The organism is Qipengyuania sp. NPDC077410 (genome assembly GCF_044543405.1).
In the GTDB taxonomy this organism is placed as follows: Bacteria; Pseudomonadota; Alphaproteobacteria; order Sphingomonadales; family Sphingomonadaceae; genus Qipengyuania; species Qipengyuania pacifica.
Genome location: NZ_JBITWB010000001.1, coordinates 389,310 through 409,470, shown reverse-complemented (window position 1 = coordinate 409,470; position 20,161 = coordinate 389,310). Strand labels below are relative to the sequence as shown.

General features: G+C 61.2%; 28 protein-coding genes. 22 read left to right on the top strand and 6 right to left on the bottom strand.

Translation table 11 applies throughout. The features are described from left to right. Positions 1–29: 29 nt before the first annotated feature. The 4 genes from ACIGGE_RS02055 to ACIGGE_RS02040 form a co-directional block, all read right to left on the bottom strand. The gene (locus ACIGGE_RS02055) at positions 30–776 is read right to left on the bottom strand and encodes a helix-turn-helix domain-containing protein (RefSeq protein WP_253520330.1); all 747 of its coding nucleotides are present in this window, start codon (positions 774–776) and stop codon (positions 30–32) included. A 203-nt stretch (positions 777–979) separates the two neighbouring features. Further along, entirely contained in the window at positions 980–1,240 is a 261-nt protein-coding gene (locus tag ACIGGE_RS02050) for a DUF5676 family membrane protein (protein WP_253520328.1), read from the bottom strand. Between the two features lie 44 nt (positions 1,241–1,284). Continuing rightward, a complete protein-coding gene (locus tag ACIGGE_RS02045) occupies positions 1,285–1,752 on the bottom strand; it encodes a DUF411 domain-containing protein (protein ID WP_253520326.1) in 468 nt (155 codons plus the stop codon). Beyond that, positions 1,749–2,435, bottom strand: coding sequence for a class I SAM-dependent methyltransferase (locus ACIGGE_RS02040; protein WP_253520323.1), 687 nt, complete (start codon positions 2,433–2,435; stop codon positions 1,749–1,751). Before ACIGGE_RS02040 ends, ACIGGE_RS02045 begins: the two co-directional genes overlap by 4 nt. 149 nt (positions 2,436–2,584) lie before the next feature. On the opposite strand from ACIGGE_RS02040, the gene ACIGGE_RS02035 reads away from it, so the two are divergent. The 7 genes from ACIGGE_RS02035 to ACIGGE_RS02005 are packed head-to-tail and all read left to right on the top strand — an operon-like array spanning position 2,585 to position 8,271. Beyond that, positions 2,585–2,881, top strand: a complete 297-nt coding sequence (locus ACIGGE_RS02035) for a hypothetical protein (RefSeq protein WP_253520321.1) — start codon at positions 2,585–2,587, stop codon at positions 2,879–2,881. Positions 2,882–2,884: 3 nt separating this feature from the next. Beyond that, positions 2,885–3,319 (top strand): Spy/CpxP family protein refolding chaperone, encoded by a 435-nt coding sequence (locus ACIGGE_RS02030; protein WP_253520319.1) that lies wholly within the window; start codon positions 2,885–2,887, stop codon positions 3,317–3,319. 6 nt (positions 3,320–3,325) lie between these two features. Beyond that, positions 3,326–3,901 (top strand): RNA polymerase sigma factor, encoded by a 576-nt coding sequence (locus ACIGGE_RS02025; protein WP_253520317.1) that lies wholly within the window; start codon positions 3,326–3,328, stop codon positions 3,899–3,901. A gap of 44 nt (positions 3,902–3,945) precedes the next feature. Then, a complete protein-coding gene (locus tag ACIGGE_RS02020; protein WP_301298749.1) occupies positions 3,946–5,748 on the top strand; it encodes a copper resistance system multicopper oxidase in 1,803 nt (600 codons plus the stop codon). Next, a complete protein-coding gene (locus ACIGGE_RS02015) occupies positions 5,745–6,935 on the top strand; it encodes a copper resistance protein B (protein ID WP_290845736.1) in 1,191 nt (396 codons plus the stop codon). Before ACIGGE_RS02020 ends, ACIGGE_RS02015 begins: the two co-directional genes overlap by 4 nt. Positions 6,936–6,949: 14 nt before the next feature. Next, complete coding sequence (locus ACIGGE_RS02010; RefSeq protein WP_397489290.1) at positions 6,950–7,513, top strand: YybH family protein; 564 nt, start codon at positions 6,950–6,952, stop codon at positions 7,511–7,513. Between the two features lie 23 nt (positions 7,514–7,536). Continuing rightward, entirely contained in the window at positions 7,537–8,271 is a 735-nt protein-coding gene (locus tag ACIGGE_RS02005) for a PepSY domain-containing protein (protein WP_397489289.1), read from the top strand. Between the two features lie 13 nt (positions 8,272–8,284). Here the strand turns inward: ACIGGE_RS02005 and ACIGGE_RS02000 are convergent, their stop codons facing one another. Next, positions 8,285–8,725 (bottom strand): hypothetical protein, encoded by a 441-nt coding sequence (locus ACIGGE_RS02000; protein ID WP_397489288.1) that lies wholly within the window; start codon positions 8,723–8,725, stop codon positions 8,285–8,287. Positions 8,726–8,809: 84 nt separating this feature from the next. Continuing rightward, positions 8,810–9,097 (bottom strand): hypothetical protein, encoded by a 288-nt coding sequence (locus ACIGGE_RS01995; RefSeq protein WP_397489287.1) that lies wholly within the window; start codon positions 9,095–9,097, stop codon positions 8,810–8,812. A 230-nt stretch (positions 9,098–9,327) separates the two neighbouring features. Between ACIGGE_RS01995 and ACIGGE_RS01990 the strand changes: the two genes are divergently transcribed. The 15 genes from ACIGGE_RS01990 (at position 9,328) to ACIGGE_RS01920 (ending at position 20,120) form a co-directional block, all read left to right on the top strand. Continuing rightward, complete coding sequence (locus tag ACIGGE_RS01990) at positions 9,328–9,717, top strand: hypothetical protein (protein ID WP_290845746.1); 390 nt, start codon at positions 9,328–9,330, stop codon at positions 9,715–9,717. A gap of 215 nt (positions 9,718–9,932) precedes the next feature. Further along, a complete protein-coding gene (locus ACIGGE_RS01985) occupies positions 9,933–10,589 on the top strand; it encodes a DUF2231 domain-containing protein (RefSeq protein WP_397489286.1) in 657 nt (218 codons plus the stop codon). A 32-nt stretch (positions 10,590–10,621) separates the two neighbouring features. After that, the gene (locus tag ACIGGE_RS01980) at positions 10,622–11,005 is read left to right on the top strand and encodes a hypothetical protein (RefSeq protein WP_290845750.1); all 384 of its coding nucleotides are present in this window, start codon (positions 10,622–10,624) and stop codon (positions 11,003–11,005) included. Positions 11,006–11,341: 336 nt separating this feature from the next. Then, the gene (locus ACIGGE_RS01975; protein WP_290845752.1) at positions 11,342–11,512 is read left to right on the top strand and encodes a hypothetical protein; all 171 of its coding nucleotides are present in this window, start codon (positions 11,342–11,344) and stop codon (positions 11,510–11,512) included. A gap of 549 nt (positions 11,513–12,061) precedes the next feature. Next, positions 12,062–12,472 carry a single-stranded DNA-binding protein gene (locus ACIGGE_RS01970; protein ID WP_290845754.1) on the top strand — a complete coding sequence of 137 codons (411 nt, stop codon included), beginning with the start codon at positions 12,062–12,064 and terminating at the stop codon, positions 12,470–12,472. A 309-nt stretch (positions 12,473–12,781) separates the two neighbouring features. Continuing rightward, positions 12,782–13,000: a hypothetical protein gene (locus ACIGGE_RS01965; protein ID WP_397489285.1), complete on the top strand. Its 219-nt coding sequence runs from the start codon at positions 12,782–12,784 to the stop codon at positions 12,998–13,000. 490 nt (positions 13,001–13,490) lie between these two features. Then, a complete protein-coding gene (locus ACIGGE_RS01960; protein WP_063510871.1) occupies positions 13,491–13,763 on the top strand; it encodes an AlpA family transcriptional regulator in 273 nt (90 codons plus the stop codon). A gap of 11 nt (positions 13,764–13,774) precedes the next feature. Further along, a complete protein-coding gene (locus ACIGGE_RS01955; RefSeq protein ID WP_397489284.1) occupies positions 13,775–14,656 on the top strand; it encodes a replication initiator protein A in 882 nt (293 codons plus the stop codon). After that, on the top strand, positions 14,656–15,339 hold the full coding sequence (locus ACIGGE_RS01950) for a DUF2840 domain-containing protein (RefSeq protein WP_397489283.1): 684 nt from the start codon (positions 14,656–14,658) through the stop codon (positions 15,337–15,339). The genes ACIGGE_RS01955 and ACIGGE_RS01950 overlap by 1 nt, the downstream gene beginning before the upstream one ends. Further along, positions 15,336–15,917 (top strand): S26 family signal peptidase, encoded by a 582-nt coding sequence (locus tag ACIGGE_RS01945; RefSeq protein WP_397489282.1) that lies wholly within the window; start codon positions 15,336–15,338, stop codon positions 15,915–15,917. Before ACIGGE_RS01950 ends, ACIGGE_RS01945 begins: the two co-directional genes overlap by 4 nt. After that, positions 15,914–16,246 (top strand): DUF736 domain-containing protein, encoded by a 333-nt coding sequence (locus ACIGGE_RS01940; RefSeq protein ID WP_397489281.1) that lies wholly within the window; start codon positions 15,914–15,916, stop codon positions 16,244–16,246. The genes ACIGGE_RS01945 and ACIGGE_RS01940 overlap by 4 nt, the downstream gene beginning before the upstream one ends. A gap of 3 nt (positions 16,247–16,249) precedes the next feature. Next, the gene (locus ACIGGE_RS01935; RefSeq protein WP_397489279.1) at positions 16,250–16,930 is read left to right on the top strand and encodes a lytic transglycosylase domain-containing protein; all 681 of its coding nucleotides are present in this window, start codon (positions 16,250–16,252) and stop codon (positions 16,928–16,930) included. A 240-nt stretch (positions 16,931–17,170) separates the two neighbouring features. Continuing rightward, a complete protein-coding gene (locus ACIGGE_RS01930) occupies positions 17,171–18,913 on the top strand; it encodes a relaxase/mobilization nuclease domain-containing protein (protein WP_397489278.1) in 1,743 nt (580 codons plus the stop codon). A gap of 72 nt (positions 18,914–18,985) precedes the next feature. Beyond that, entirely contained in the window at positions 18,986–19,417 is a 432-nt protein-coding gene (locus ACIGGE_RS01925; protein WP_050600394.1) for an antitoxin Xre-like helix-turn-helix domain-containing protein, read from the top strand. Beyond that, on the top strand, positions 19,404–20,120 hold the full coding sequence (locus ACIGGE_RS01920; protein WP_397489277.1) for an RES family NAD+ phosphorylase: 717 nt from the start codon (positions 19,404–19,406) through the stop codon (positions 20,118–20,120). The genes ACIGGE_RS01925 and ACIGGE_RS01920 overlap by 14 nt, the downstream gene beginning before the upstream one ends. Positions 20,121–20,161 lie beyond the last annotated feature (41 nt).

Sequence of the window (20,161 nt, the reverse complement as noted above, 5' to 3'; positions counted from 1 at the left end):
CCAGGCACCTGCGTGCGACCGGGTTATAGTCACATCGGCCCGGCTTCTCTTCGTTGAAGGTGCGCCTGAGCTTCGCGAACATCCAGCTCCCGGGTACTGTTTCCGGTGCGCAGCATGAGATGAGCGACACCCCCTTCGGTGTAGTAGACCGGATGCACGCTTTTCTCGACGATCACCCTGCAAACGGTCAGCCCGCCAAGCCCATGAAAACGACTATGGACCAGGGCACAAGCATCCCCGCCCAGGGCGTCTCTTGCAGTGTCCATCAAAAGTCGTTCGAATCCATCCTGGTTCGCGTGCTTGAGCGTTCGCATATCCGCTTCAATTCCCGCAACAGTCCCGTCATCTTCCACGCCGATCAAAAGCGTGCCACCTTCATGGTTGAGAAAACCCGCTATCGTCTTCACGACAACCTGCTGCAGGCGCCGGTTTACGCGCTCTTCGCGTCTGTCCCAACGCATAGACGACTTGAACTCGACATGCTCTCCTTCGCCCCGGGCAATGAGCAAGGGTAGTTCTTCTTCGAGCTCGCGTTCGAGGAAACGAACTTTCGAGCGTTCATCCAAAAGGCGGCTGTGATAAATACCAAATCCGAGCCCAATCGCAGCGCCCAACGCCACATACACAGCGCTCATCGTTAGCATTTCGAACGCGAATGCCGAAGACAGGCGGTCAAGCAGAAAAGCGAGCGCGTTGCTTTGGGCAGCAGTGTTCGAAGCGCCGAATTCGTACCAGTAGACAAGTGTCGTCGCCGGATGAAGGATCGCGAAACCCATGACTGCGCCTATGGCAGTGTGCAGGAGCAGACCCTGTATATCGTCGCTGGATCGATGTCGCGAAATTGTTCCTCTCCTGTTGGGGGCGTCTTTACTGGCTGGTGCCGCCGGCCTGCTTTTGACGCATCAGACATCCGCGCGAAATCGAGTGCTCGATCCGATCGAGAGAGCGCCGTTTCAAGCCAGTTTGATTTCCTCAAGCGTTATCTGAAGTACCGGTACAAAGGCACCACGATCACGGCGATGTACCACCCATATAAGAAGCTGCCGATTGCGCCTGCGAGAAATCCAGGGAGTGTCAGCCATTCGAATCCGGGAAGCAGCGGTTCCCAGGCCTCATGCATATGGAACCGTTCGGGCGCGAGCAGGCCGAAAGCTATGCAGATCAAGTAGCTGAGGAGCAGAAACAGGCTGAGTGTCCAGCCCCAGGCGAGGATCGACGATTTGAGCGAGCGGTCTTGCATGAGTGATCTCCTATTGCATTGCGATTATACAGATCGGGTGGCGGTCACGGATAGGATGCAAAGACTTTGTGGCCGTCCGGACCAAAAGCGATGACCTCATAGGGCTGCACTCGATCGCCCATTTCCATGCCGGGGGAGCCTAGCGGCATTCCGGGAACGGCGAGGCCGGTTACGCCCGCGGGCCGTTCACGCAGGAGCCGCGCGATCGCTTCGGCGGGCACGTGACCTTCGATGATATAGCCCTCGACTTCCATTGTGTGGCACGACCACAGATCCTGCGGTACGCCCTTGGCTGCCTTGAGCGCACTCATATCGTCAGTATCGACCGAAGCCACTTCTGCTTCCATGCCGCCCTCGACATGTCCTGCCCAGCTCAGGCAGCAACCACATCCCGGATCCCGGAACATCGTGTAGGTGGCGGCCTGTGCGGCATTCGAGCACGCCGCAAGCGTGAGAAGAACCGATGCCGTCAGCGAACGGCGCAGCGGCTTCGATGGGTTGTCTTTGATCATGTTACATTGCCTTTCCTGGAGCCGCGCCAGAGCGAAATGGTTCCGGTTGCGGTGTGGATCTGAGCGAACAGCTCTGCGCTTGCAAAAATTTCGCCGAGCAGTTTCTCGACTGCTCCGTCAGCGCTCGGCTGGGTATCCTCGACGCCGTCGAGGAATTGGACGGTTGCCCGGAACAGGGCGCGCATCAGCGGATGGTCCTGCCGCATATAGTCCGCGACCAGTGCTACACCGTTCGCCGAGAGCAACCTCTCGATCTCTTCGAGAATCGCGCGTTTTTCCGGCAATGGAACCTGGTGCAGGACGAGGCTGCTGACTATTATGTTGGGCCGCCAATCATCGGCAAGCACGAGGCTGTCGAGAAAGCCGTTGTGCCACCGTACCATATCGGCACCCTGACCGAACTTGCTGCGGGCTATGGCCAGCGCGGCAGGGTCGGGTTCGACGCCGACCAGGCCCGCTTCGGGACAGTCTGCCATCAAGGCCCGCAGTAACGTACCTGTGCCACACCCGACATCGATGACGCGGTCGCCAGGTTGAAGCCGAGCCTGACTGACGATCTCCCGGCGCCATTTCGCCTCACGGGTGAATATACCAATTGCACGATCATAGAACGGTGTAAGCCAGCTCTTGCCAAGCAGCGGAGTGAACTCCCGTTCCGCTTCTGTGAGGCGTGCATTTTTCACCAGATGATTCCCGATCTATTCAGACAGACTTCGCTATTGTCCGTTGCACGTTCTGATACGCACAGCCGGGCCCCAGCCCTCAAAAAAGAAACTTAAGGGTTCGGGTATTCTATCGCGTATAGGATGCGGGCAACCGACAGGAGCAATGGATGCGTGACAATCAGACACTCGATGCGATGCTTGGGACGCTGGGCACACAGGACTCCTTCGAAGTCCCGGACGATTTCATGACCGGCGTATGGCAACGGGCAGGCCAGCTTGGCGAAATCGTTGAAAGACGCCGCAGGATGGCCTTGTTCGCGGGCCTGTTCGTCGTCGGTCTGGGAGCCGGCGCAGGCACCAGCGGGTGGCCCGCACAATTTGCTGGTTCGCAACCTGGCATAGCAGATAGTATCATTGTCGGAGAGCGGCTCTCGCCCTCCGCGCTGCTGCATGTGGAGCGCTAGACATTGAAGAAATTGCATATTGCCCTCGCGGTGCTGCTCGCGGCGCTCGCCGGTAGTCTCGGTGCGCTCGGCGCGGATCGCTGGGCCAATCACGATGCTGATACGGGCCTGCATGCGTTCGTGCATGATGAACTCACGCTAACCAACGAGCAGAAGCAACGCCTTGAGGCACTCGAAGCGCGCTTCGCTGTGGAACGGGCCAGGCTCGAGGCCTCTGCGCGCGCTGCCAACGCCCAACTCGCGCAGGCGATGGAAGCCGAGCACGAATACGGCCCGGAGGTGGGGGCGGCCATCGACGAGGTTCATGCCCGCATGGGCGATCTCCAAAAAGCAACGGTTCGCCATGTCTTCGACATGCGTGAAATTCTCGACCCCGATCAGCAAAGACGATTTGACCAGCAAGTGTCCAAAGCTCTTACCGACAGCCCGCGCAGCTGACCCCGCATGCCGGCAAAAAAGGGGGGCAATTCAGAACAAACACTTGTCGCGCAGGTAGTGGCCGGCAGCAGGCAGGCGTTTTCGTCTCTTGTCGAAGCGCACATCGCGCGGCTGATTGCGTTGGCGACGCGCATGCTGGGGTCTTCCTCGTCCGCTCAGGACGTGGTCCAGGACAGCCTCGCATCGGTCTGGCTCACTCGGCATCGTCTCGATGCCTCCAAGCCCATCGGCCCTTATCTTACAACCATTGTCCTGAACCGGTGTCGCGACCGAGTTCGCCGAAGGAAGATCGTCGGTTTCTTCGGTTTTTCGGGTTCCGGCGAGGTACAGGCGGTGGCCGACGATACGCCCGATCCCGAAAACCTTGCAGCCAGCCGTGAGCAACTCAGGCTCGTCGAGGCGGAGATCAGGCAGTTACCCATACGCCTGCGCGAAGCGCTCGTGCTCGTCAGTGTCGAGGGCCGAAGCCAGGCCGAGGCCGCCGCGCTGCTCGGGACGACCGAGAAGGCGATCGAGACCCGCATCTATCGCGCCCGGAATCGTTTGAGAGAACGGGTTAAAAACTTTGAGGGGTTCAGCTGACGGGCGCGTAAGGGTCGGTGTATGTCACATCAGGAGCCGCACGTATGATCTCCGTCAATCGACGAAAATTTCTTGGCGCAGGAGCGGGCGGCATGGGCCTGCTTGGTCTGGCCGGCGCTGTTCCGGCCTGGGCGCGCGGAGCCGATCTGCTGACCGGCGCGGCCCGCAAGGGTATCGACGAGGCAACTGGCCCCAATATCGATCTGACGGTGGCGCGATCGGCGTTTTCAACCGGCAACCGCCGCGGCGGTGCTATCGCTGTCAATGGCAGCATTCCCGGACCCCTCCTGCGCCTGAAGGAAGGGACGACAGTCCGGCTCAACGTTCACAACCAGCTTGAGGAAGATACGTCCATTCACTGGCACGGTCTCCTTGTGCCGTTCGAGCTCGATGGCGTCCCGGGTGTGAGCTTCCCGGGCGTCAAGCCAGGCGAGACCTTCACGGCCGAATTTCCCGTGCGGCAATCGGGAACGTACTGGTGGCATTCGCACAGCGGCCTTCAGGAACAGGCGGGCCATTATGGGCCGATCGTGGTCGATCCGGCGGGTGCCGATCCGGTTCAGGCGGACCGCGAATATATCGTCGTGCTGAGCGAATTCAGCGAGATGTCGCCGCACACGATCTTCGACAAGCTCAAGAAGGGCGAAGGCTACTTCAACTACAACCAGAACACCTGGACGGATGATTATCCGCTGTCGGGTGAGGACCGGCGGATGTGGGCGAAGATGCGCATGATGCCGACTGACATCCTCGATGTATCGAGCGCGGCCTACACTTATCTGCTCAACGGTCATGGGCCGCTCGACGGGCTGGAATATCTGTTCCGGCCCGGCGAACGCGTGCGTCTGCGCTTTATCAATGCAGGGGCAATGACGTTCTTCAATATCCGCATTCCCGGCCTGCCGATGACCGTGGTTCAGGCAGACGGGCAGAATGTCGAGCCGGTCGAGGTCGACGAGTTCCAGATCAGCGTGGCCGAGACATATGATGTCGTCGTGACCCCCGGTGAGCAGGCTGCATATACGCTAGTGGCAGAATCGATGGACCGCTCCGGCATGGGCATCGCGACGCTGGCGTCTGCGCCAGGTGCGCGCGCCGCCATTCCTCCGCTGCGTGATCCGCCGCTGCTGACCATGGCCGACATGGGCATGAGCGGTATGGATCATGGCAGCGGCGACAGTGCCACGGCGGGCATGGATCACGGCGATGGCGATATGGCCGGTATGGATCATGGCTCGGGCGACACCTCTGGTACGGAAGGTATGTCGGGAATGTCCGGTATGCAGATGCGTGACACGTCGCGCCTGCCTGCCGACGTGGAAGTCGGACCGGGCCTTGATATGGTCGCCATGAACCCGGTCGACCGGATGGGCGATCCCGGAATTGGCCTTGATGATGTTCTGCACCGCACACTCGATTACCGCAAGCTGCGCGCTCTGACGCCGCATCAGGAGGGCAGAACGCCTTCGCGCCGGATGGAGCTTCACCTGACCGGAAATATGGAACGCTATATGTGGTCGTTCGACGGGAAGAAATTTTCGGCGGTAGCGGACGAGCCGATCCGCTTTGCCTACAACGAACGCGTGCGGGTTAAGCTGGTCAACGACACCATGATGGCGCACCCGATCCATCTGCACGGGCACTTCTTCGAGCTGGTCAATGGCGCACCTGACAACCGCCAGCCATTGAAGCATACGGTGATAGTGCAGCCCGGTGGCAGCGCGCAGTTCGATCTGACCGCCGATGAGCCGGGCGACTGGGCGTTCCATTGTCACCTGCTTTACCACATGCATGCCGGGATGTTTCAGATCGTCACCGTCGCCAATCCGGCTGGAGGCGAAGCATGAAGAAAGTCGCCATAAGTCTGATCGCCTCCCTCGCCGCCGGAACCGCGGCCACGCCCGCTCTGGCGCAGCACGCTGGCCATACCACCAGCGAGCCGCAGCAAAGCGCCGAACAGGCGGCAGCCGACGAAGCTGCCGCGCAATGCGCACTGGAAGCACAGCGCCACCGCGCAATGGGCCACCAGGTCCCGGAAGGCGCGTGCGAACCGGAATCCGCCACGCCCGGTTCGATGGATCACGGCGCTATGGATCACACCGAGATGAACCACGGGGCAATGGCTGCAGACGCGGCAGAGACTGGCATGACCATGCCGATGGATCAGCCTGAAATGGATCATAGCCAAATGGATCAGGGCCAAATGGATCAGGGCTCGATGGCGACCGGCAGCATGGAGGGAATGGATCATTCCGCGATGCAGGACAGTTCCAACTCCGATGCCGCGATCCCGCTACTGCCTGCGCCGCCAGAAGCCGGTAGCGGGCCCGCCCGCGCGGCAATCGCGATCTGGGGGGCAGAAGCTATGGAAGAGGCTCGCGAAGCCTTGATCAGGGACACCGACGGCGGCATGCGCCTGTGGTTCCAGGGAGACCGTCTCGAATATCGTGTGCGCGCGGGCGAGGATGGTTATCTGTGGGATGTGCAGGGCTATTACGGCGGTGACATCAACAAGTTCTGGTTCAAATCCGAGGGCGAAGGCAGTTTCGGCGAGCCGGTTGAGGGAGCCGAGGTCCAGGCGCTTTGGAGCCGGGCCATAGCCCCCTTTTTCGATCTGCAGGGCGGTATCCGGCAGGATCTGACCGGACCGGAACGCACGCATGCAGTCATCGGCATTCAGGGCCTGGTCCCATACCAGTTCGAAGTCGATGCCGCAGCGTTTGTGTCGAACAAGGGCGATGTTACCGCAAGGATCGAAGCCGAAGTCGATCAGCGGATCACCCAGCGATTGATCCTTCAACCTCGCGCCGAAATCGCTCTGTCCGCTCAGGATATACCTGAGCTTGGAGTGGGTGCAGGCCTCGATACGATCGAGGCGGGCTTGCGCCTGCGCTATGAATTCGCGCGCGAGTTCGCGCCATATATCGGCATCTCTCAGGAATGGCGGATTGGCGACAGCGCCGATTTTGCGCGCGCTGAGGGCGAAGATCCCAGCGTGACGAACTACGTCGTCGGCCTCCGGTTCTGGTTCTAGAAAAGGAAAGACCAATGAAGAATTCGATGATCATTCACGGTTTGATGGCTTCGGCCCTCGCAGTTTCCGCAGTACCGGCGATGGCGCAGACCATGGATCATTCGGCGCATCAGGAACAAGCTGAAGCGATGGAGATGGACCATTCGGCGCAAGGCATGAACCATGCCGATCACATGGCGGCCATGAACGACGATGTCGCCGGTGCAGAAGCGGTTCTGGTCGCCTACCGTGAGGCATTGGTTGCCCGCGACGCTGACGCAATGGATGCTCTTTTTGCCGACGAATCTTTCGTTTACGAGAACGGCAAGGACGAAGGCAGCTTCACGCATTATATGGAGCATCATCTCGGGCCCGAACTGGGTGCAATTACAAGTTTCACCTTCGGTGATCCGACCGTTGCGGTCACCCGCATGGGACATCACGCTTACGGGCGCGAGACCTATACCTACCGGATCGAACTGACGGATGGGCGGGTGATCGACCGCGAGGGCGTGGCAACATCCGTACTTGCCCATGACGCCGATGGCTGGAAGATCGTGCAATACCATTCTTCGTCGCGCGCGCCGCGCAACCGCTGATCGGAGTGCGAGGGGCCAACCGGGTGGCGAAGCGCTCGTTCAAGCTGCGCCTGCATATCCTGGGCAGCAAGCTGCACAAATGGCTGGCGATCTTCGTCGGCCTTCAGGTGCTTCTGTGGATGGCCACCGGAGCTCTGATGTCCTTTCTCGATCTGGAGGAAGTACGATCCGAACACGTCATCTCGCGTGCAGCACAGACGCTTCCCGCCGATGCCGCCATCCCGCGATGGCTGTCCGACAGCGATGACATTACCGCAATCACGACCCGGGCCCTTGATGGCGAGACTGTTACTGAAGTGCGGCGAGCCGATGGCGCCGTGAGCCTGCATGAGCCACAAAGCGGTCGGATATTATCTCCCATTCCCGCAGCCACGGCACGTTCAATTGCGCGGCGCGCCTGGGTCGGTCCGCAAACATCCATCCATGCGGCGCGCCTGGTCGACGAAAGCGTCGGCACCGAATTCAGAGGTCCGTTTCCTGCATGGCAAATCACCTATAATGACGTGGCTAACACGCGCGTCTATGTCGATGCATCGAGCGGTGCGGTCCTTTCCGCGCGAAGCGACACGTGGCGGTTCTTCGATTTCATCTGGGGGCTGCACATCATGGACTGGACACAGCGCGACCGGATCAACAGCTGGTGGCTTTTGCTGTTCGGCATCGGCGGGACAATTATAGCGATCTCGGGCTTCGTCTTGCTGGCCAACAGGTTCCCGAGGATTAAGCGCCGGGCGAGACATGGCCAAGTCGCTCGTTGAGACTGCTTTCAGTTCAGTTGCGCGCGTTTTGAGCAAACCGAACCAGAAGGATCGTCAGCGCAGGCACGATCGTCCACATCGCGATCGGGATCAGCGCCATGCCGGTCAATGGATCATGGGGCATCAGATCGCTATAGCGCCAGCTCAGCAGGCTGTCTGACGGTAGCGACGTCGCCATGATTTCGACAGCGATTGCAATGACAAGGCCGAAACCGAAGTAAATTGCATAAGATATCTTGGCGCCTTGGCGAAACCAGGCGCGCCCGCCCTTCAGGGCTGCGAGCGAGTACGCTGCGAGCAGGATAAGTCCATCGCCCAAGCTCGCAATGCCGCAGCGAATGGTCTGTTCATAGGGTTCGAGATTGCCCGGAACGAAAAACGGCATCTGGTAGATTTCCCAGACGAACGCGATCAAGCTTCCGCAAATATAGACAAGCCAATGGGTTCTGGTCACCTTGCCAGGACACCGCAGATTTGTGCATCACAAAGCCGCGCCCGGCCTGCATTCTCGGCCCTCAATCGCGTCTCCATTGCCAGATTACTCAGCCTCTCCATGATCCGCGCTGTCGGTAAGCCGAGCAGCACGGTCAAGAAATTTGCGCATGTCATTGGCTGCCAGTTCGGTGAGGGGGTGCCTGCTCGCCCCGGGGCGCGGTTCAATCATGTCCGCGCGCTTTCTGATCTGTTCGATCTGCTCACTGCTCGCTCGGGACAGCAGGCCAAGAACGATGTTTTCGAGCGTTATGAGACGAATGCGCATCTGCACCAGTTCGGCCTTGTCCGGTTCCGGGACTTGCCAGCTGCCATCCTTATTGACCGCGCTCATGGCAGCATTCCCGGCGCCTTTTCCGATGTCATGACGTTACCTCTCTTTTTTCTCCCGGCTTCTGCCGAAAACTTGGCTGAAAATCAGCAATGCTGCAACCGGTCGGCTGTTGGCCTAGCCTTCGCCATGGCCATCTTTTGCGTGATTGTTTGAGGGGAAGGCGCGTCCGCTGCGTAAGATTTATGAATGCACAAGGCATCCACCACATGCCCATAGAAGGGAATTCGACGATGAACCGCACAGCCCTGGCCCTCTTGCTCGCAACGGGCCTGACAGCCTCCCCGGTAATGGCACAGCAGCAGCACGACCACACAAATCAAGCTGCAGCACAGCAGCAGGATCACAGTGGCCACATGATGCAGGATTCCGAGGCCATGACGGCCCATCGTGAGAAGATGGCTCAAATGCGCGCACTGATGCAGCAGGCCCGCGCGGCGAGCGATCCTGCCGAACGCCAAAGGCTGATGGCCGAGCACCGCGAAAAGATGCAGGAGCACATGGCGGGCATGATGCAGGGGGACAACGCCGGCATGATGGCGGCCTGTCACCAGCGCATGACGATGATGCACGATATGATGGAGCAGATGGCTGCGCAGCAGGATATGGCGCAGCAAGACTAGGAACCGGCGACCCGGGTCGGTGCTGACGCTCCTCCGGGCTGCGATCGCTGCAATGGGACGCAATTCGGGCAGACGTTCCATTGCCCGAGCACACAAAATTCGAATGCATCCCGCGCTAGCGCACCCTCAATAAATTGTTCTGAGGGGTGAGAGCTCCAGATGCGTAGTAATCTGCATGGGCAGCGGTAAGCCGCCATGAAAGGGCACCCGTCAGTATGAAACCAATCCAACTGCTGGCGCTTGTTTGCGCAAGTCTTCTTTGGGTCAGCCCGGTGCACGCGCATGGCGACGAAGCGCATGGCGGGGCCGAGAGCGCAGCTGCGCCTGCGACAGGCAGTCCAGCAGACAACTCCGGTGAAGCCCAGGAATTATCGAATGGAGCATCGGGCGACGCCCATGCTTCCGGCGGGCACGACGAAGCATCGGGAGAGACCGCCAATGTGAACCAGGAGGGCTTCGTTGGTGTGCTCAAGAGATTGCATCCCGCCACGATACATTTCCCGATAGCTCTGTTTCTGATGGCAGCGCTGACCGAGCTCTTCGTCGGTAAGCGAAGAGAAGCCGGCTTGGAGCCCGCCGTACGCGTGCTCATTTACGGCGGTGCGGGCGGCGCCGTCATTGCGGCCATATTCGGGTGGATACACACCGGCCTGTGGTTTGGCGGTGATACGGCTATGCAGCTCCATCGCTGGAACGGCATGCTCATTGCCGTTCTGGGTGTTGTACTCGCCATGCTGGCGCACCGCCGCCCGGAGAGTAGGACGGTGCTGCGCATTGCGCTTGTTTCGATGGCTGGGCTCATTCTCGCCCAGGGGTTCCTCGGAGGCGAACTGGCGCACGGCCAGAACCATCTCGGCATTTCCTGGCTGTAGGGAATCGTATGATACGCAAAAGCAAATCGAAGATGATAGCCGCCGGTCGCGCTCCAGCTGTGGCTGCTCTGTTTTTCCTCGCCGGGTGTGACGAGTCGCAGGTTTCGGCACCTGACGCGCAGACGCCAATTGCCATCGGAACTGCGCCATCGGCTGCCACAGCTTCCCTCGCTGTTGATGGCACGGAAAATTCCTCGGATGCTAACGGCGAGGCGCAGCCGGTGACTGCAGGAACTTCCCCTGAGAGCATGGACGAGGTCTCAAACAGGCCGCGCTCCGGCAACTCGCGCGCGGCACCAGTGCCGCCTGTTCAGCCGACAGATGCCAGCGCGGTCACGCCGACGGCCGAGCCCGCCGACCCGCATGCAGGTCACGATATGCGGACGATGCCGGATCACGACATGAAAGACATGTGACGCGAGCGGGAAAGAACATCGAGCGTCTTTTGCATCGCTCACCGAACAGGCGGTCCCGACGTCCCCCCGGAGCCCTGCGGGTCGCAGGTGCAATGGGGCCGCTTTGAAACCCCGCGTATGACACGCTCATGCGCGGGGTTTCTTCTGCACAAGGTAATTTTCAGGAGAGCCGCGATCTGAAATGAATATTGTGTCGTGCAAGTGCCATCCCTGTCCCGAACAGGCGACCGGAACAGTGCTATCGGCGCTGTGATACTAACGGTTCTGTAGACGCTGGGCCTCTGCCCGATACGATGATTGACTGCTGGGTCGCCGCTTCAATTTGGAGAATTCCATATGGTGATCGAGAAGAAGGATAGAGACATTTTGCGATGGGAAGAAGAAGGCGGCGCGCTGCCTTGTGGACCGCAAGAAGCTGTGGGAGCTGCATGTGACAAACGCGATAGTCCCGAACGCTCTGATGCAAGCAACGTAACGCCTGATGGCGCAGAAATGAAAATCGGCTAGCTTGTCACCGTAACTGCCAGTGATTTCCTTTTACGCTATGTCCTTGGCAACCGATGTGTCGCCGGTTAGCCCCGATATGATGGCCTCGGGTGTCGAGCGCTGTCGGATCAATTTCGGCCTTGAGCATGGCCGGGAGAAGCGCTTCGCTTGGTAGCGGTTGACGCATTGGCTTGGGTCTGCGCCCGAATTTGAGCCGTGTTGGAGTCTCCTGATGATTGCGGCGCTGCCCGCGATTTCATGGACCTTCTTGCTGCAAGCGGAGGCACCGCGGCCTGCGAATAAAGCGTTGGACCATGGCGCTGCCTTCATGCCCACTCCGAACCCAGTCCGGCTTTTCATGCGAACCTGTCTGAACCAGGTCAGCTGAGCCCGGCAACCCATTTTCTTTCCGGCCGTGTTGCCCGCTGCGCGGGCTGCCCGCACCACCCGGCGTAAACGGGTTTCCCTTGGCGCTGCGCGCCTGCGGTGCAGTCCTCCCATGCCCTGTTTCTCATCGACGGTCGCAAGCCGGAAATGGTTTCCGGGTTGAGAGCTGAAGGAGAATTTATCATGACCAATATCGTTATCCTCACCGGCCGCATTGCCCGCGATCCCGAAACACGGGAAACCAAGAGCGGGACCAGCGTCACCGGGATCACCGTCGTCACCGATCGCCCCGCACGCGACAAGGACGGCAAGACCTACAAGGATGACAACGGCTACACCGCCAAGGACAGCGAATTTCACCGCGTGACCTGTTTCAACGGCCTCGCCAAGACTGTCGGCCAGTATTGCTCGAAAGGCCAGCTGGTGTCGGTACAGGGCCGCCTGCACTACACCCAGTGGGACGATCAGGACGGCGTGAAGCGGTACGGCTGCGAGATTCTCGCCGACAAGGTCGACTTTCTCTCGCGCGGCAACCCTCAGAGCGGTGAATCTGGCGGCGAAAGCGACAATCGCGACGCTCCCGAAATCGACTGATCTCTCCCAGTCGATCTCTCCCGAAGGGGTCCTGTCCTCACCGGACAGGGCCCCTTCTTGTGTTGTTCAGGAGCGTAAGAGCGGGGAGGGGCTGACCCACGGAAATCTGATCATGACGGGCGTGCAGCCACCGCATCAAGGACGGCGGGGCCCCACCATTTTGTCTTCTTTCGCTGCGCTGCAGTTCGACAAAATCGTTCCCCCCACCGCCACTTCGTGGTCGCCCGTGCGGGCGATCCTGTGACCCGGTACCTGCACGCCCGTCTGCCGGTCCTCCTGCCGTTTCAAGGCAGACATCAGGAGGATATCATGGCTACACTCACTCAATCTGTACCGAGCTCGGACAGCTATTTCGCAGCTCTGGCTGTTGCCGAACGGCGTGCTTTGCACAGCTTCTTTGACCAGCACGTCGTCGAGGATGACGATCTCGGTCACTTCGCCTTCGATGAGGGCGACTACAATGCGCTGCCGGCGCATCTGGCAAGCCGCATAGTGCATACTGTGCCCGGTGCGATGCTCGAGTTCTGACGCGCGATTGGGCAGGAGCCCTCTCCGGTTCCTGCCTTTTTGCGTGTCCGCATGCATGAGGGATGGCTGTGAAAAGCGGAGCGGGGCTGGGGACGCGCTCTGTCCCGCGCTGCCTCTAGCAGCGCTCCTGAGGGCGCGGCATATTCGTTTTGGGCCCCGCGTGCACTGCGAACCGGCAGCGGGTCGGACCGGCGCGAAGCTGGCGGGACCGACAAGTCCCGGTCCCTGGCTCCGCACGCAATCCTTTGCCGCCGCCTTGTTCGCGGTGCGGAGCTTGTTGGGGGCATCGCTCATGATCGGGTGGGCGGATAGACTCTCGTGCGTCCGCACGGCCAGCGACACATATTTGGCGGCAGGGCAGCAAGGCACGGGCGACAATTGTTCTCGCGTAGTTCTGTCGCTCCCCCATGGGACCAATTGCCCGCCATCACTCTCTGCAACAAGCGGCAGCTCGCCGCACCATCCACCCCATGTTTTGCGGAGATTACCCATGACCGCCGTTCCAGAACCAGTTCGCCCCCGTTTCCTGCGAACGCCCGACGCCGCTGTGCATCTGGGCCTCTCACCCAGAACGCTTGAGAAACACCGCTGCTACGGGACCGGTCCCGTTTACCACAAGCTGGGCGGGCGGATCGTCTACCGGCGCGAGGATCTCGATGCCTGGGCTGAGCAAGGGGTGCGCCGCTCTACCAGCGATCCGGGCAAGGGCGTGGTCCATCCGGCCAAAAGGATTGACGGCTACACCGGCCCAGTTCGGCGCTGAGGGCCTGTTCCATGACGGCCCGCACGACCTTTGCCAGCGCAGCACAGCAGCTCGATCTGTTCGTCGGAACCAGCGCAGCAATCGCGGCGCGCGATGCGCAGGATCTGATGGCATGGCCCTTTTTCAGCCTCGCCAAATCGAAGCGGGTGAAGCCCATCGACTTTCGCATGGGCGACATCTCAATTCTTGTCGAGGCAACTGCCGAACATGGCATGGCAACCATATGGGACGCCGATGTGCTGATCTGGGTGGCCAGCCAGATCGTCGAGGCGCGCGATGCCGGAAAGCCGACGTCGCGGCTCATTTCCGCCACGCCGCATGAAATTCTCGCCTTTACCCGCCGCGGTACCGGCAAGGCCGCCTATGAGCGACTGAAAGCCGCGCTCGACAGGCTGCAATCAACCAGCATCGCGACATCGATCCGCCAGCTGGGCGCACGCCGTCGCCACCGCTTTTCCTGGATCAACGAATGGCGCGAATGCCTCGATGGCAATGGCCGCGCGCTCGGCATCGAGATGATCGTGCCGGACTGGCTCTATGAAGCGGTCATCGACCGAGCGCTCGTACTCACGATCGACCCGGCCTATTTCACGCTGACCGGGGGCCTGGAGCGCTGGCTATACCGGATCGTGCGCAAACATGGCGGCAAACAAAAGGGCGGATGGAGCTTCGACATTGCCCATCTTCACCTCAAATCTGGTGCGCTTTCACCGCTCAAACGGTTCGCTTTCGAGATGCGCGCAATCGTCCGGCGCCAACCGATCCCGGGCTATACCCTCTCGCTCGACCACCAGCTGGGCCTTGAGCGGCTCAGCTTCGTGGCAATTCCCGTCGATCCCTTCGATATCGCCCGTCGGCGGATCGGCATGCCCCCTGTGGACAAGTCGGTGTGATGTTCGGACTATCAGGAACCGCCGCGCACGGACTATCAGGAACCGGAAGTTCGGACTATCGGGAACCGAAATCGACCGCAAACCCGCAGAAATGCTGGCCTTGCGAGCTCCTTAACTATCCTAACAAGGAATCTTATCGATTCCTGCTAACGTCGCCGCGCCTGTGTACGGTCGGCCGACTGACACCGCCGCGCAGCAGCGCCGGGCGATGCGGCGGCGATCCGCCGCTGACCCACGTCACACTGGTGTGGCAGGAAGGCCTGCGCGAAGACTGGCTGCGTTTCGGCAAGCCGGTCGGTCAGCGCATTATTGATCGCAGGACACGGGTCGAAAGCTATAAGCCGGGGCAGCTCTTCGCTTTCGTGCGCTGGGCATCCAACGAATATGGCACCATCCGTTCGGCTCTCGCCATTGCGCGCGCGGTCGCAGCTGGCGACACCTATTCCACTGTGCCGCAAGTCGATCCGGGTGCAGAGATACTGCTCTCGGTCCGGGGCTGGCCGAAAGTGCGCCGGGTTCTTGGCCTGATCGATGGAATCGAGCAAGGCGGCACCGATCCGTGCGATGTCGCGCCCGAGCACTGGCGGCATATGCACAACCGGCTTGCGGCTGGAATGCAGCCGCGCGCCTATCATCCAGACCGGCACGGCGTCTGGCTGCGCTATCGGAATCTTCGGCCATGAAGCGCCGCACTCTCATCATCGCATGCACTGTCTGTGCCGCCGCTTTGGTCAGCGCCGCGCTACCCCTCTCGCGCATTCTGATCTGGAATACGACCGCCAGTGTGCCGACGGGGCTGTATCATGTCCGCGGCACGGCAGGTCTGCAGATTGGCGAGCGCGTGGCGATCGATCCGCCGCCTCGGCTGCGCGATTACCTTGCGACACGCGGCTATCTGCCGACGGGAATTCCGCTGCTGAAGGAAGTCGCGGCGCGTCCCGGCGACACTGTCTGCAGGCAGGGTCTGGCCATCACCATCAATGGTGCACGCGCCGCTGTGGCGCGCTCGGCAGACAGCATCGGGCGCGCTCTGCCGGTCTGGCAAGGCTGCCGGACCATCGCAGCAGGCGAGATATTCGTCATGAACCGGCGCGCGTCAGGCAGCTTCGACGGGCGCTATTTCGGACCCATCGCGCGCGACCGCGTGCTTGGCCGGGCCAGTCCTGTCTGGACCGACGAGCACGGTGATGGCGCGCATATCTGGTTCGCGCAGCCAGGCAATGTTGCAACCTCAATCAACAACCAAGGAGACGATCAATGACTTATATCGGCACATTCACAGCGACGCGCGATGGCTTCGAAGGGCGTTTGCAGACGCTCACACTCGATACAAGGCTCGCCCTCATTCCTGCAGAACCGTCCGAAACCGAAAATGCGCCGGACTACCGGATCATGGTGGGTGACGATGACGCCGTCTACGAAGTCGGTGCGGGCTGGAAGCGCGTTGGCGACAAGGCCGGCGACTTTATCGCGGTGCTGATCGACGATCCGGCGTTCGCCCGGCCGATACGCGCCAATCTGTTCGCATCCGATGACGGCTCCCACGTTCTGACGTGGTCGCGCCCTGCGCGGCGCGCCAGCAAGGCTTGAGCCGTGCGCCACGGTATCGCGCTAACCGCGCTTCTCGCCGCACTGGCGCTTGCGTACCCGCTGCACGCGAGCGGGCAATCGCGCGCAGTGCAAACGCCCGCAGCTTCGATTGATATCGCAGCGCATGTGCGCGAGGCCTCGCAGCGCTTCGGCATTCCCGAGCACTGGATCTATGCTGTGATCCGCATTGAAAGTGCGGGCCGGACGCGCGCAGTATCGTCGGCAGGCGCGATGGGATTGATGCAGCTCATGCCCGGCACCTGGGCGCGCCAGCGCGATCGGTACTCGCTCGGCAGCGATCCTTTCGACCCGCGCGACAATATCCTCGCGGGCACATCGTACTTGCGAGAAATGTATGACCGCTACGGCGTAGCTGGCTTTCTTGCAGCCTATAATGCGGGGCCGGGACGCTACGAGGCCTGGCTTGCCGGACGGCGCTCGCTTCCCCTCGAAACCCGCCGTTATGTCGCGAAGATTGCGCCCCTGCTGCAGATCGAGCGCATCTTCGTCGCGGCGGGTTCACACTCTGCGGACGCTCCGGGCGCGCCCGATGCACCTGTTTCCACTTCGGATTATGCCCCCGGCGATCGGGGTCTCCCGGAGGCCTCGGGCACCGCTTTTGTCCGCCCGGTACGGCCCGCGCATGATCTTTTCGCGCCCATATCGACAGTTGCCGACCAATGACAGCCAGGCGGGCATCCCTGCGTTCTGCGTCGTCCGCTAGCGAAGTTTTGCGAACGGGTTGCGGGCTGGTCAGAAAGGGTACGAGAGGATGGCGAGATAAAAGCAGCGCCGTCGGCCGGGCTGCATGTGGTTGGTTTTCTTGGAAAGTTTGCGCCGTCTTTTTTAACGTCCTGCCGTCGCTTCTGGCAAATTCTGCATATTATTCAGCGCTAAATGCGCCGTCGCTCGTCAATTTTGAGCATGGTTGACGAGGATTTCAACGTCAGGCCGGGTCGCTCGGGCGACAGCGGGGAGCGCCAATATCGCAAAGCCAGTACGCTGGTCGGCCGCGTTCTTCAATCATCTCGACGGGCCGGCCACACACCGCTTCACCAAGGCAAGGGTCGGACGGGAACGGGCCATTTCGGTCGGGGCAGACACGCGGCACTCGGACTCCGCCGAAGTCCCGTCCAGCGCCGTGTGGTGATCAAGGCGCGCGTTGTGCGGCATGGGGGTGCCCGTTTCCGGTCGGCGCCGCTCGCACGTCATGTCTCCTATCTTGAGCGCGATGGTGTCACGAAGGACGGATCGCATGGCCGGATGTTCGATGCCGCTTCCGACCAAGCCGATGGGGACAGCTTTGCCGAGCGCTGCGAGGACGACCGGCACCACTTCCGCTTCATCGTCTCTCCTGAGGATGCTAACGAGATGGGCGACCTGCGCGCCTTCACTCGCGAGATGATGAACGACATGGCGAGCGATCTGGACACCAGGCTCGAATGGGTCGCGGTCGATCACTGGAACACCGACAATCCGCATATCCATGTGCTGGTGCGCGGCGTCGCAACAGGCGGTGAGGACCTCGTGATCGACCGCGCCTATATCAGCGAGGGGATGCGCGCCCGCGCCGAGGAACGCGTGACCATCGAGCTGGGACCGCGCAGCGAGCGTGATATCCGCAAGGCTCTGGCGCGCGAGGTTGACGCTGAACGCTGGACCAGTCTCGATCGCCGCCTGCACAAGCAACGCGGCGCGTTTGGCGAGATCGATCTGCGGCCCGAAGCCGGTTCGGCAGCACGTAAGGATCGCTCGATCTTGATTGGACGCGCCAAGGTCCTCGAACGCATGGGACTGGCTGAGCAGGTGGGACCAGCAAGCTGGACGCTGGCATCCGATATCGAGCCCACGCTTCGGGCACTTGGAGAACGCGGCGACATCATCAAAACGATGCACCGGGCCATGACCGGGAAAGGCTTGGATGCGCACCCGGCGCGGCTGGCTTTGCATGACGATGCGAACGGCGGGCGTGTGATTGGCAGGCTCGTCGAGCGCGGGCTGCATGACGAGCTGTCTGGCAAGGCCTATGCCATCGTCGACGGGACCGATGGGCGCATTCATCACCTGCGTTTTCCCGACCTCGAGCGGACAGGTGATGCCGCGCCGGGCGCCATCGTGGAGACGAGCGCATGGACCAATCGGAAAGGACGGCAACAAATGAGCCTGCTTGTTCGCTCCGACTTCACTCTCGAAAGACAGATCGGTGCAGGCGGTGCGACCTGGCTTGATCGGCAACTCGTATCGCCCCGCCTCAAGACCGTGGCAGGCGGGTTCGGGTCGGAGGTGCGCGAGGCATTGGGCAGGCGGGCCGATGTCCTCCTGGAGCAAGGTCTTGCCAAGCGTCAGGGGCAAAAGATCGTCTATGCTCGCAATCTGCTTGGTACTCTGCGCGGACGGGACCTGGCCAATGCGAGCGATGCGCTCGCCGCGCGTTACGGAAGCACCATGCAGAGCGCGAGTACCGGGGATCATGTCGCAGGCGTTTATCGGCAACGCGTCACACTCGCTTCGGGCCGGTTTGCGATGATCGACAACGGTGTGGGTTTCCAGCTCGTCCCCTGGCGGCAGGATCTGGAGCGCCATCTGGGCCAGACGGTAACTGGCAGGGTCAACGAACGCGGCGGTGTCGACTGGAGCTTCACACGTTCCCGGGGGCCTTCTGTCTGACGGGGCTGTGCAGACAAATCTGTCCTTGACGAAACACCATGTGAGGCGTATATAAGCGTCAGGAGATGCGATATGGCAAGTATAGCATTAGAGCAAGCCGAAGCACCGCGAGGCATTCAGACCTTCGCGGCCAGTGATGATCGTGACCGCCTGACGGGCGCGGCGGTCAAAGCCGTTCTGCGGCTTGTCGACGCCTGGGGTGGCAGTAATGCCGAGGGCGCTGCGCTGCTCGGTGTCTCTGAAAGTACCTGGGACCGGATGAAGGCCGGAACTTGGGAGGGCGCGCTTAGCCAGGACCAGTTGACGCGCGCTTCGGCGTTGATCGGCTTGTTCAAGGGGCTGCATCTGCTGTTTGCCGACGACATGGCCGATCGCTGGCCCAGGCTCGTCAATACGGCACCCGTGTTCGACCGGCTTTCGCCAGTCCAGGCGATGATCGAAGGCGGTATCCCGCGTATGCTTGAAACCCGCCAGTATATTGACGCGCTTCGTGGCGGGCTCTGAGAGCGATCCCGAATTGCCGTCGGCCGATCTGGCTACCAAACGAGAAGCGTTCGAGCGCACCATCCGGCTGGTTTCGAGTGCGCGCCTGCGCGATGCGGTGATGGCGCCGCTCGCTGACGATGACGATGAACTTGCGCTGCTTGCGGAGATCGAAGGAGCGACTAGCTCGCGCCTGATAGCCGAGGAGCGCGGCCATGGCGGCCTTAGCGCCGAAGAATTGGTGCACGGCGTGCCGCATGCCAAGTTCATCAATGCGAGTTTCGCTTACGCCAAACCTCGCGAGCCGGGGCGATTTAACCCCGCAGATCGCGGGGCTTGGTACGCGGCCCTGGCAGTCGAAACCTGCCTGGCCGAGGTCGGACATCACCTGACCCAGGCGTTGGCGGATGCAGGCGATTTCAATGCCGTGGTGGAATATGGCGAGATGATTGCAAGTATGTCCGGCATCTTTCTCGATCTGCGCGAAACGCCCGGCCACCCGTCGCTCGATCCGGAAAAGAGCAAGGGCTATCCCGTCGGTAATGCCCTGGCAGCGCAAGCCCGCGCCGAAGGTCATAACGGCATCATCTATTCCTCGGTTCGCCATCCGGACGGGACCTGCATCGCGGCGCTATGGCCCAATGTCGTGCAGTCGGTGACGCAGGGTGCCCTGTACCGTCTGACCTGGTCGGGTAGTCCTGAATTTACATGGGAGGCCGCGTAGGTTCTAGACGCTCACTCTGTCTCAGCGGTTGGGCGGGACGG

What these genes read in the sequence shown, in the direction of transcription:
- ACIGGE_RS01975 (WP_290845752.1), top strand. Translation starts at nt 11,342, where the DNA reads ATGGTGATCGAGAAGAAGGATAGAGACATTTTGCGATGGGAAGAAGAA.
- ACIGGE_RS02045 (WP_253520326.1), bottom strand. Translation starts at nt 1,752, where the DNA reads ATGATCAAAGACAACCCATCGAAGCCGCTGCGCCGTTCGCTGACGGCA.
- ACIGGE_RS02025 (WP_253520317.1), top strand. Translation starts at nt 3,326, where the DNA reads ATGCCGGCAAAAAAGGGGGGCAATTCAGAACAAACACTTGTCGCGCAG.
- ACIGGE_RS01970 (WP_290845754.1), top strand. Translation starts at nt 12,062, where the DNA reads ATGACCAATATCGTTATCCTCACCGGCCGCATTGCCCGCGATCCCGAA.
- ACIGGE_RS01930 (WP_397489278.1), top strand. Translation starts at nt 17,171, where the DNA reads ATGGTTGACGAGGATTTCAACGTCAGGCCGGGTCGCTCGGGCGACAGC.
- ACIGGE_RS02020 (WP_301298749.1), top strand. Translation starts at nt 3,946, where the DNA reads ATGATCTCCGTCAATCGACGAAAATTTCTTGGCGCAGGAGCGGGCGGC.
- ACIGGE_RS01925 (WP_050600394.1), top strand. Translation starts at nt 18,986, where the DNA reads ATGGCAAGTATAGCATTAGAGCAAGCCGAAGCACCGCGAGGCATTCAG.
- ACIGGE_RS01955 (WP_397489284.1), top strand. Translation starts at nt 13,775, where the DNA reads ATGACGGCCCGCACGACCTTTGCCAGCGCAGCACAGCAGCTCGATCTG.
- ACIGGE_RS01990 (WP_290845746.1), top strand. Translation starts at nt 9,328, where the DNA reads ATGAACCGCACAGCCCTGGCCCTCTTGCTCGCAACGGGCCTGACAGCC.
- ACIGGE_RS01995 (WP_397489287.1), bottom strand. Translation starts at nt 9,097, where the DNA reads ATGAGCGCGGTCAATAAGGATGGCAGCTGGCAAGTCCCGGAACCGGAC.
- ACIGGE_RS01950 (WP_397489283.1), top strand. Translation starts at nt 14,656, where the DNA reads ATGTTCGGACTATCAGGAACCGCCGCGCACGGACTATCAGGAACCGGA.
- ACIGGE_RS02010 (WP_397489290.1), top strand. Translation starts at nt 6,950, where the DNA reads ATGAAGAATTCGATGATCATTCACGGTTTGATGGCTTCGGCCCTCGCA.
- ACIGGE_RS01945 (WP_397489282.1), top strand. Translation starts at nt 15,336, where the DNA reads ATGAAGCGCCGCACTCTCATCATCGCATGCACTGTCTGTGCCGCCGCT.
- ACIGGE_RS01985 (WP_397489286.1), top strand. Translation starts at nt 9,933, where the DNA reads ATGAAACCAATCCAACTGCTGGCGCTTGTTTGCGCAAGTCTTCTTTGG.
- ACIGGE_RS02055 (WP_253520330.1), bottom strand. Translation starts at nt 776, where the DNA reads ATGGGTTTCGCGATCCTTCATCCGGCGACGACACTTGTCTACTGGTAC.
- ACIGGE_RS02015 (WP_290845736.1), top strand. Translation starts at nt 5,745, where the DNA reads ATGAAGAAAGTCGCCATAAGTCTGATCGCCTCCCTCGCCGCCGGAACC.
- ACIGGE_RS01940 (WP_397489281.1), top strand. Translation starts at nt 15,914, where the DNA reads ATGACTTATATCGGCACATTCACAGCGACGCGCGATGGCTTCGAAGGG.
- ACIGGE_RS01960 (WP_063510871.1), top strand. Translation starts at nt 13,491, where the DNA reads ATGACCGCCGTTCCAGAACCAGTTCGCCCCCGTTTCCTGCGAACGCCC.
- ACIGGE_RS01980 (WP_290845750.1), top strand. Translation starts at nt 10,622, where the DNA reads ATGATAGCCGCCGGTCGCGCTCCAGCTGTGGCTGCTCTGTTTTTCCTC.
- ACIGGE_RS01965 (WP_397489285.1), top strand. Translation starts at nt 12,782, where the DNA reads ATGGCTACACTCACTCAATCTGTACCGAGCTCGGACAGCTATTTCGCA.
- ACIGGE_RS02035 (WP_253520321.1), top strand. Translation starts at nt 2,585, where the DNA reads ATGCGTGACAATCAGACACTCGATGCGATGCTTGGGACGCTGGGCACA.
- ACIGGE_RS02050 (WP_253520328.1), bottom strand. Translation starts at nt 1,240, where the DNA reads ATGCAAGACCGCTCGCTCAAATCGTCGATCCTCGCCTGGGGCTGGACA.